Raw genomic sequence first — 11,456 nt, 5'->3', positions numbered from 1 at the left:
CGGCCGGCGACGCGGCGTCGGTGGGCCAGCGGGTCGCGGACCACCCGCTGCTCGGTGCGGCCGTCCCGCTGGCCGAGGGTGACCGCGCGCTGCTCACCGGCAGGCTGTCGCCGCGGACGCAGCCGTGGCTCGCCGACCACGTGGTGTGGGGCACCGCGGTGCTGCCGGGCGCGGCGTTCGTCGAGCTCGTGCTGCGCGCGGGTGACGAGGTGGGCTGCGACCACATCGCCGAGCTGACCCTGGAGGCACCACTGGTGCTGCCGCGACGCGGGGCGGTCGCGGTGCAGGTGGCGGTCGGCGAACCCGACGAGCACGGGCGGCGCGAGGTCACCGTGCACTCCCGGGCCGAGGACGCCGCGGGCGACTGGACCCGTCACGCCAGCGGTCTGCTCGCCGCCGGCGCCCCACCCGCCGAGCCGGCCGCGGCGAGCTGGCCGCCGGCGGGGGCGGAACCGGTGCCCCTAGCGGATCTCTACCCGGCGCTGGCCGAGTCCGGCCTCGACTACGGCCCGGCGTTCCAGGGGCTGCGCGCGGCCTGGCGGCAGGGCACCACCGTGCTCGCCGAGGTCCACGTGTCCACAATGGACAAGACGGTGGACGGTTACGGCATCCACCCGGCCCTGCTGGACGCCGCCCTGCAGGCGGTGAGCCTCACCGGCATGGCCGGCGAGGACGGGCGGGTGCTGCTCCCGTTCGCCTGGCACGGGGTCACCCTGTACGCCACCGGCGCGTCCACGCTGCGGGTGCGGCTCACCCGCACCGGGCCGAGCGAGCTGGCGCTCACCGCCACCGACGGCACCGGCCAGCCGGTGATCTCCGTGGCGTCCCTGGTGCTGCGGCCGGTCTCGCCGGCCGCGCTGCGCGCCGCGACCGCTCCCGACTCCCTGTTCCAGCTCGACTGGGTGCCGGCCGCGGTGCCCGACGCCGACACCGGAACCTGGCGCGCGATCTCCTCCGTCGCCGACCTCGACGGCGACGACGTACCCGACGTCGCCGTGGTGACGCTGACCGGTCACCCCTGGGAGGTCCGGCAGCGGACCCACCGCGCGTTGCGGCTGGCCCGGTCCTGGCTGGCCGAGGACCGGTTCGCCGTGGCACGCCTGCTGTTCGTGACCGAGACCGGCGACCCGGCGGGCGCGGCCGCGGCGGGGCTGGTCCGCTCGGCCCAGTCGGAACACCCCGGCCGTTTCGTGCTCGCCGAGGTCGACCGGCTCCCCGACGACTGGCAGGCGTTGCGCGCCGCGGTCGCCACCGGGGAGCCGCGGGTCGCCGTGCGCGCCGGGGAGGTGCTGGTGCCCCGGCTGGCCCGGGCCGGCTCGGACGGCGCACTGGTCGCCCCGGACGGTCCCGCCTGGCACCTCGCGGTGTCGACGAAGGGCACGCTGGACAACCTGGAGCTGGTTCCCCGGCCCGCGGCGCTCGAACCGCTCGGCACGGGCCAGGTGCGCATCGCGGTCCGTGCGGCGGGGGTGAACTTCCGCGACGTCGTGCTGACCCTGGGCATGCTGCCGCCCGACCAGGAGACGCTCGGCAGCGAGGGGGCCGGCGTGGTGTTGGACGTCGGCGCCGGGGTGACCCGCTTCGCGCCGGGAGACCGCGTGGTCGGCCTGTTCCCAGCCGCGTTCGGGCCCGTCGCGGTCGCCGACCACCGCATGGTCACCGCGATGCCGGCGGGCTGGTCGTTCGCGCAGGCCGCGGCCGTGCCGGTGGCCTTCCTGACCGCCTACTACGGGCTGGTCGACGTCGCCGGCCTGCGCTCGGGGGAGTCGGTGCTGGTCCACTCCGCCGCCGGCGGTGTCGGCATGGCGGCCGTGCAGCTCGCCCGCCACCTCGGCGCCCACGTGTTCGGCACGGCCAGCCCGCCCAAGTGGGACACCCTCCGTGCGGCCGGGCTGGCGGACGAGCGGATCGCCTCGTCGCGGGACCTCGCGTTCGCGCAGCGGTTCCCGCGGGTGGACGTCGTGCTGAACTCGCTGGCCGGCGAGTTCGTCGACGCGTCGCTGCGGCTGCTGGCCGACGGCGGCCGCTTCGTCGAGCTGGGCAAGACCGACATCCGGTCCGACGTCCCGGGCGTGCGCTACCGGGCCGTCGACCTCATCGAGGCCGGGCCCGACCGGATCGGCGAGATGCTCGCCGAGATCATGGCGCTGTTCGGCGAGGGCGTGCTGCGGCCGTTGCCGCTGACCGCGTGGGACGTGCGCCGGGCCCCCGAGGCGTTCCGTTTCGTCGGCCAGGCACGGCACACCGGCAAGGTGGTGCTCACCGTTCCCGCACCACTCGACCCCACCGGCACCGTGCTGATCACCGGCGGCACCGGGACGCTGGGCACGCTGCTGGCACGTCACCTGGTGACCGCGCACGGCGTGCGCAAGCTCGTGCTGGTCAGCCGCACGGGGTCCGCCCCCGACCTGGTCGACGAGCTGGCGGGACTGGGCGCGCTGGTCAGGGTCGCCGCGTGCGACGCCGCCGACCGCGACGACCTGGCCGGGCTGCTCGCCGGCATCCCGGACCTCACCGCGGTGGTCCACGCCGCCGGCGTGCTCGACGACGGCGTGCTCGAGGCGCAGACCCCGGAACGCGTGGACACCGTGCTGCGCCCCAAGGTGGACGCCGCGCTCAACCTGCACGAGCTCACCGAGGTCGACACGTTCGTCCTGTTCTCCTCCGCGTCGGCCACCTTCGGCGCGCCCGGCCAGGCCAACTACGCCGCGGCCAACGCCTTCCTGGACGCCCTGGCCGAACACCGCCGCGCGCGGGGCCTGCCGGCGCGGTCGATGGCGTGGGGGCTGTGGGCGCAGACCAGCGAGCTGACCGAGCGCCTGCGCGACACCGACCGGCGCCGCATGGGCAGCGCCGGCGTGACCCGGATGTCCACGGCGGACGGACTGGCGTTGTTCGACGCCGCGCTGGCCGCCGACCGGGCGGTCGTGTTGCCGATGACGCTCGACCACCGCGCACTGCGGGCGCACGCCGACACCCTGCCCCCGCTGCTGCGTGGCCTGGTGCGGACGTCCACCCGGCGCCGCGCCGACGCCGGCGACGGTGGTTCCGCGCTGGCGAACCGGCTGGCCGGCCGGTCCCCGCGGGAGCGGGAGGGCATCCTGACGGAACTGGTGCGGTCGAACGTCGCCGCCGTGCTGGGCCTGCCGTCGGCGGACGCGGTGCGGACCACCCGGGCGTTCAACGAGGCCGGGTTCGACTCGCTGACCGCGGTGGAGCTGCGCAACCGGCTCGCGGGCGCGACCGGTCTGCGGCTGCCGGTGACGCTCGTGTTCGACTACCCGACCCCGGCCGCGCTGGTCGACCACCTGCACGCCGAGCTGGCCCCCGACGAGCCCGACGCCGAGGAGACCGACACCGAGCCCGCGCTGCGCGCGGCCCTGTCCACCATCCCGCTGGCCCGGCTGCGCGAGGCGGGGGTCCTGGACACCCTGCTGGACATCGCCGGCCTGCGACCACCGCTCCAGGAGCCCCCGGACGGCGCGGACGTGGACGAGATGGACGCCGACAGCCTGGTCCGGCTGGTGCTCGACCAGACCACATCCTGACGCGCCGAGGAGTTCCATTGAGCACGCGCAAAGACGAGGTCGTCGAGGCGCTCCGGCTGTCGGTGAAGGAGACCGAGCGGCTGCGCCAGCACAACCGCAGGCTCACCGAGGCGGCCACGGAGCCGATCGCCGTCGTGGGGATGAGCTGCCGGTTCCCCGGCGGGGTGCGCACCCCGGACGACCTGTGGGACCTCCTCGCCGCCGGCCGGGACGCGATGACGCCGCTGCCGGACGATCGCGGCTGGGACCTGACGGCGCTGCGCGACATCGCCGGCGACGCCGGCTTCCTCGCGGGCGCGGCCGAGTTCGACGCGGGGTTCTTCGGGATCTCGCCGCGTGAGGCGTTGGCGATGGATCCGCAGCAGCGGTTGTTGTTGGAGACCTCGTGGGAGGTGTTCGAGAACGCGGGCATCGACCCGCTCGCCTTGCGGGGCAGCGACACCGGCGTGTTCGTCGGCGCCGCCCAGTCCGGGTACGGCTCCGGGGCCGACCCCGGCGACGACGGCGTCGAGGGGTACCGGCTCACCGGCGGCGCGGCCAGCGTCATCTCGGGGCGGGTCGCCTACACGTTCGGTCTGGAGGGGCCGGCGGTGACGGTGGACACGGCGTGTTCGTCGTCGTTGGTGGCGTTGCATCTGGCCGGCAGTGCGTTGCGGGCCAGCGAGTGCTCGATGGCGGTGGTCGCCGGGATCTCCGTGCTGGCCACCCCGACGATGTTCGTGGAGTTCAGCCGGCAGGGCGGGCTGGCCGCCGACGGCCGGTGCAAGGCGTTCGCCGCGGCGGCCGACGGCACCGGCTGGGGTGAGGGTGTCGGCGTGCTGTTGGTAGAACGGTTGTCGCAGGCACGCCGGCTCGGTCACGAGGTGCTGGCGGTGGTGCGGGGTTCCGCGGTGAACCAGGACGGTGCGTCCAACGGGCTGTCCGCACCCAACGGCCTGTCCCAGCAGCGGGTGATCCGCGCCGCGCTGGCCAACGCCCGGCTGTCCGCGGACCGGGTCGACGCCGTCGAGGCCCACGGCACCGGCACCGCGTTGGGCGATCCCATCGAGGCGCAGGCGTTGCTGGCGACCTATGGGCGGGACCGGGACCGTCCACTGTGGCTCGGCTCGGTCAAGTCGAACATCGGGCACACCCAGACCGCCGCCGGTGTCGCCGGCGTGATCAAGATGGTGCTCGCGATGCGGCACGGGATCCTGCCGCGGACGTTGCACGTCGACGCGCCGTCGCCGCACGTGGACTGGTCGTCCGGTGCGGTGTCGTTGTTGACGGAGTCGGTGGCGTGGTCGGGCCCGCGTCGTGCTGGGGTGTCGTCGTTCGGGATCAGTGGGACGAACGCGCATGTGATCCTGGAGGAGGCCGCGCCGGTCGAGGTGGCGCCCCGGGACGGTGAGCCGCCGGTGCTGCCGTTCGTGGTGTCGGCGCGGTCGCCGGAGGCGTTGCGGGTGCGGGCGGCGCAGCTGGAGTCGCTTGTGGACGCCGATCCGGTGGATGTGGCGTGGTCGCTGGCCACCACCCGGGCGGCGTTGGAGCACCGGATGGTCGTCGTGGGATCGGAGACGATCACCGGATCGGTGGTCGAGGGCGGGCTCGCGGTGGTGTTCTCCGGACAGGGTTCGCAGCGGGTGGGGATGGCTCGGGACCTGCGGGCGGCGTTTCCGGTGTTCGCGCGGGCTTTCGAGGCGGTGTCCGCGGAGTTCGGTGGTGTCGTCGACGACGAGCGGGTTGATCGGACGGAGTTCGCGCAGCCGGCGTTGTTCGCGTTCGAGGTGGCGTTGTACCGGTTGGTCGAGAGTTGGGGGATCAGGCCGGACTTCCTGCTGGGCCATTCGATCGGGGAGTTGGTGGCGGCGCACATCTCCGGAGTGTTGTCGCTGGCCGACGCCTGCCGGTTGGTCGCTGCTCGAGGCAGGTTGATGCAGGCTCTGCCTGAGGGTGGGGCGATGGTCGCCGTCCAGGCCGCCGAGGCGGAGGTGGTTGAGCACCTCGGCGGTGGGGTGGAGATCGCGGCGGTGAACGGGCCGGAGGCGGTGGTGCTCTCCGGTGATGAGGTCGAGGTTCTCGCGGTGGCGCGGCGGTGGAAGCACACACGGTTGCGGGTGTCGCATGCGTTCCACTCGGCGCGGATGGAACCGATGCTGGCGGAGTTCCGGGCGGTCGCGTCGGATGTCGAGTTCGGTGCGGCGCGGATTCCGATCGTCTCGAACGTGACCGGCGCGGTGACGGATGAGATCGGTACCGCGGACTACTGGGTTCGGCACGTGCGGGGCACGGTGCGGTTCCACGACGGCATGCGTTTCCTCGACCAGCATGGGGTGCGGACGTTCCTGGAGGTGGGGCCGGACGCCACCCTCGGTGTCATCCCTACCCAGCGCGGGAAACGTTCCGAGGTGGAGGCGCTCGCCGCTGGGTTGGCACGCGCCTACGTTCGTGGGGTCGGTGTCGAGTGGGGCGAGGTGATCGGTGGCGGGAAGCGGGTCGCGTTGCCCGGCTACCCGTTCCAGCGGCAACGGTACTGGCTGCCCAGTGGCGCGCCGGCCGGCGACCCGACCGGCCTCGGCCTCACGCCCGCGAACCACCCGCTGCTCGGGGCGTCCGTCGTGTACGCCGACGGCGACGGCCTCGTGCTCACCGGCCGGCTGTCCCTCGCGACCCACCCCTGGCTCGCCGACCACGCGGTCGCCGGGGTGGCGCTGCTGCCGGCCAGTGCGTTCGCCGAGCTCGCGCTGCACGCCGCCCACCAACTCGGCCACGGCCACGTCGGTGACCTCACCCTCGAAGCACCCCTGGTGCTACCCGAACGCGGCGACGTCCAGCTGCAGGTCACCGTCCACGGTGGCGACCTGCGCGTGCACGCCAGGCGGGACGACGGCGAATGGGTCAGGCACGCCAGCGGCCGGCTGGGCGAACCACCGGCGGAGACGCCGTGGGACTGGGCGGGCACCTGGCCACCGCCCGCCGCCACGGCGGTCGAGGTGGCCGGCCTGTACGAGGGGCTGGCCGACCTCGGGTTCGGCTACGGCCCGGTGTTCCGCGGCCTCCGCGCCGCGTGGACCGCCGGCGCCGACGTGTTCGCCGAGGTCGAGCTGCCACCGGCGGACTCGCCGCCCGCCGAACGGTTCGGCCTGCACCCGGCGCTGCTCGACGCCGCGCTGCACGCCGGCCCGCTCGGCGGCCTGTTCGGTGACGCCCACCAGGCCAGGCTCCCGTTCTCCTGGCGCGGCCTGCGCCGGCACGCGATCGGCGCCGGGGCCGTGCGGGTCCGGCTGCGCTCGGCCGGGACCGACGAGCTGACCGTGGCCGTCGCCGACGGGACCGGGCGACCGGTCCTGTCCGCCGAGTCGCTGTCGTTCCGGCCGGTCGCGGAGGTTCGCCCGGCCGCGGTCGACCGGTCGCTGTTCACCGTGACCTGGAAGACCGTGCCCCGGCAGGACGGCCAGGGCACGGGCGCGGTGGTCGCGCCCTGCGCCACTCCCCGCGACGCGCTCGACGCTCTGCACGCCTGGCTCGCCGGCGACCGGACGGCCACGCTGGTGGTGCGGACCCGGCGGGCGGTCGCCACCGCGCCCGGGGAGGACGTGGACCCCGACGCGGCCGCCGTCTGGGGCCTGGTCCGGTCCGCCCAGTCCGAGCACCCCGGCCGGATCGTGCTGGTCGACACCGACACCGACGGCTCCGACGGCTCCGACCACACCGCCGGCACCGGTCTCCCGGCCGTGGACGAGCCGCAGATCGCCCTCCGAGCGGGACAGGCGTTCGTGCCGCGGCTCGCCAGACTGTCCACGACGGACGGCCACCGGAGGATCGCCGGCACGGTGCTGATCACCGGCGGGACCGGCGCGCTGGGGCGGGAGCTGGCCCGGCACCTCGTCGCCGAACACGGAGTCCGCAAGCTGGTCCTCGTCGGCCGCCGCGGACACCTCCCCGAGCCCCTCGACCTCGACGCCGACGTATCCGTCCTGGCCTGCGACATCGCCGACCGGGACGCACTGGCCGCGCTGCTCGCCGACCTGCCCGACCTGCGCACGGTGGTCCACGCGGCCGGTGAGCTGGCCGACGGCGTCGTCGAGACGCTCACCGCGGAGCGGCTGCGCACCGCGCTGCGGGCCAAGGCGGACGGCGCCCGCAACCTGCACGAGCTGACCGGCGACCTGGACGCGTTCGTGCTGTTCTCCTCGGCCGCCGCCACCCTGGGCAGTCCCGGCCAGGCCGCCTACGCCGCGGCGAACGCCTACCTCGACGCGCTGGCCCAGCACCGCCGGGTGAACGGACAGCCCGCCGTCTCGCTGGCGTGGGGACAGTGGTCGGTGCCCGGCGGGATGGCCGGCGCGCTGACCGACGCCGACCGGCGGCGGCTGCGCCGTGCCGGCCTGACCCCGCTGTCCACACCGGACGCGCTGGCGCTCTTCGACGCGGCACTGCGCAACGACAACCCGGTCGCGCTGCCCATGCACCTGGACACCGCGACCCCCCGGCCCGAGGTGCCGGCCATCCTCCGCGACCTGGTCAGGACGCCTACCCGACGAGCCGCCACGGTCTTCTCGCCCGGGCGGTCGGAGGCGGAGCTGCTGGACTTCGTCAGGAACGAGACCGGCACGGTACTCGGGCACACCTCACCGGCCGCCGTGGACATCGACCGGGCGTTCGGAGATCTCGGCTTCGACTCCCTGACCGCCATCGACCTGCGCGACCGGCTGAGCACCGCCACCGGACTCGACCTGCCCGCGACCATCGTCTTCGACTACCCGACCCCGGCCGCGCTGGCCCGCCACCTGCACACCGAACTGTCGGGCACCGCGGCGGCGACCACCCCAGTGCCCACCACGGGGACCACCACAGCGACTACCACCGACGAACCCCTGGCGATCATCGGGATGAGCTGCCGGTACCCCGGCGGTGTGCGCTCGCCGGACGACCTGTGGCGCCTGGTCGCCGACGGCGGCGACGGCATCTCGGTGTTCCCCGGCGACCGCGGCTGGGACCTGGACGCGCTGTACGACCCCGACCCCGACCGGCAGGGCACCAGCTACACCCGGGAAGGCGGGTTCCTCTACGACGCCGCCGAGTTCGACGCCGACCTCTTCGGCATCTCGCCACGCGAGGCCGTCGCCATGGACCCGCAGCAGCGGCTCCTGCTCGAGGCGGGCTGGGCGGTGTTCGAACACGCCGGCATCGACCCGACCTCCCTGCGGGGCAGCAGGACCGGCGTGTTCGCCGGTGTCATGTACTACGACTACGCCACGCGCCTGCCCGCGCTGCCCGAGGGCGTCGAAGGCTATGTGGGCACCGGCAACACCGCGAGCATCCTGTCCGGCCGGGTGGCGTACACGTTCGGCCTGGAAGGGCCGGCGGTGACGGTGGACACGGCGTGCTCGTCGTCGCTGGTGGCGCTGCACCTGGCCGGGCGGGCGCTCCGCGCGGGGGAGTGCACCATGGCACTCGCCGGCGGCGTGACGGTGATGTCCACCCCCGCGACGTTCGTCGAGTTCTCCCGGCAGCGCGGGCTGGCCCCCGACGGCCGGTGCAAGTCGTTCGGCGCGGGCGCCGACGGCACCGGCTGGTCCGAGGGCGTGGGCCTGGTGCTCCTCGAGCGGCTGTCCGACGCCCGCCGCCACGGGCACCGGGTACTGGCGGTGGTGCGGGGTTCCGCGATCAACTCCGACGGCGCCTCCAACGGGTTGACCGCGCCCAACGGCCCGTCGCAGCAGCGGGTGATCCGGGCCGCGTTGGCCGACGCCGGGCTGACACCGTCCGACATCGACGCGGTCGAAGGGCACGGCACCGGTACCGCGCTGGGCGACCCCATCGAGGCGCAGGCGATCCTGGCGGCCTACGGCCAGGACCGCGACCGTCCGCTGTGGCTGGGTTCGGTCAAGTCGAACCTCGGCCACACCCAGGCCGCGGCCGGCGTGGCCGGCGTGATCAAGATGGTGCAGGCCATGCGGCACGGTGTGCTGCCCCGCACCCTGCACGCCGAAGACCCCTCGCCCCACGTGGACTGGTCCGCCGGCGCGGTCTCACTGCTGACCGACGCGGTGCCGTGGGGGAGCGAGCGCGTTCGGCGTGCGGGCGTGTCCTCCTTCGGGATCAGCGGCACCAACGCGCACGTGATCCTGGAGCAGGCCGAGGCCACGCCGGTCCACGCGCCGGCGGGGGGACCGCCGGTCGTGCCGTGGGTGCTGTCGGCCAGGACCGACCGCGCGCTCCGCGCCACCGCCGAGGGGCTGCTGTCCATGGTGGACGGCCACGACCCGGCCGACGTCGGATACTCCCTGCTGACCACGAGAGCGGCGTTGCCCCGGCGCGCCGCGATCGTGGTGTCCGACCGCGACAGCGCCGTCGCCGGGCTGACCAGCCTCCGGCGGGGCACGCCGGCGCCGGGCGTGGTGCTGGGCTCGCCGGTGCCGGGTTCGCTGGCGTTCCTGTTCACCGGCCAGGGCGCGCAGCACCCGGGCATGGGCCGCGAGCTGTACGAGGCGTTCGGCGTGTTCGCCGCCGCGTTCGACGCGGTGTGCGCCGAGGTGACACCGCCCGTCCGCGCGGTGTGCTTCGACGACGGCTCGGACCTGCTCGACCAGACCGAGTACACCCAGCTGGGGATGTTCGCGTTCGAGGTCGCCCTGTACCGGCTGCTGGAGTCCTACGGGCTGCGCCCGGACTTCCTCGTCGGCCACTCCGTTGGCGAGCTGGCCGCGGCCCACGTCGCCGGCGTCCTCGACCTGCCGGACGCCGCCGCCCTCGTGTCGGCGCGGGGCCGGCTCATGCAGGCGATGCGCACCGACGGCGCCATGGTCGCCGTCCAGGCCGCCGCCGACGAGGTGTCCCCGCTCCTGGTCGGGCTGGAGGAGTTCGTGTCCATCGCGGCCGTCAACGGACCGCGTGCCACCGTGCTCTCCGGCGACCGGGACGCCGTGCTCGACCTCGCCGACCAGTGGCGCGCCGAGGGCAGGCGCACCAAGCGGCTCCGCACCAGCCACGCGTTCCACTCGCCGCACATGGCCGGAATGCTCGCCGAGTTCCGCGCCGTCGCCGACGAGCTGACCTACCACCCGCCGAGCGTGCCGGTCGTGGCCAACGTGACCGGCACGGTGACCGACGAGATCGCCACCGCGGACTACTGGGTGCGGCAGGTCACCGCGCCCGTGCGGTTCCACGACGGCATCAGGAGCCTGTACGGGCACGGCGTGCGCCGGTTCGTCGAGGTGGGTCCGGACGCGGTGCTGGCCGCGATGGGGCAGGAGTGCCTGCCCGGCCCCGGTGAGACCGACGCCGACGAGACGGTGTTCCTGGCCACCCAGCGCCGCGACCGCGGCGAGGTCGCCGCGCTGATGACCGCGCTGGGCGCCGCCGCGGTGCACGGCAGCACGCTCGACCCGACCCCGCTGTTCGGTCCCGCCAACCGCGTCGAGCTGCCGCCCTACCCGTTGCAGCGGCAGCGGTACTGGCTCGACGCGCCCGCCGACGGGACCCGCACGGTCGACGACCGGTTCTGGGCGGCGGTCGACCGGGCCGACACCGCCTCGCTCGCCGCGTCGTTGGGCGTCGCCGACGGCGACCACCAGGCCCTGCGGGCCCTCCTGCCGACCCTGGCCGCGCTGCGCAGGCGGGCCCGGCCGGTCGGCTACCGGATCAGGTGGGAACCGCTGCCCGCCGGCGGGCCGGCGCTCGCCGGCACCTGGCTCGTCGTCCCCGCGGACGAGGCCGCCGACGCCTCGGCCGCCGAGATCGCCGAGGCACTGCGCGGTCACGGCGCCGACGCGGTGGTGTGCGCCGACGCCGGCGAGGCGGCGGAGTGCGTGGGCGTGCTGCTCGTGACGTCCTCGCTCCATCGGCTGGCACGGTTGCCGGTTCGCGCCATTCCCGCACCGGTGTGGGTGGTGACCCACAAGGCCGTCGCGGTGACACCGACGG

Annotated in this window: 1 protein-coding gene and 1 pseudogene; both read left to right on the top strand. The window is 74.9% G+C overall.

Translation table 11 applies throughout. The features are described from left to right. Positions 1-3,548 (top strand): SDR family NAD(P)-dependent oxidoreductase (locus tag ACJ73U_RS10725; protein ID WP_407777410.1); only part of this gene is annotated, 3,548 nt, incomplete at its 5' end. 38 nt (positions 3,549-3,586) lie between these two features. Next, positions 3,587-11,456: pseudogene (locus ACJ73U_RS10720) on the top strand (SDR family NAD(P)-dependent oxidoreductase); the annotation flags it as partial.

Source organism: Actinophytocola sp., from assembly GCF_045807065.1.
In the GTDB taxonomy this organism is placed as follows: domain Bacteria; phylum Actinomycetota; class Actinomycetes; order Mycobacteriales; family Pseudonocardiaceae; genus Actinophytocola.
This window is presented reverse-complemented; position numbering and strand designations above follow the sequence as displayed.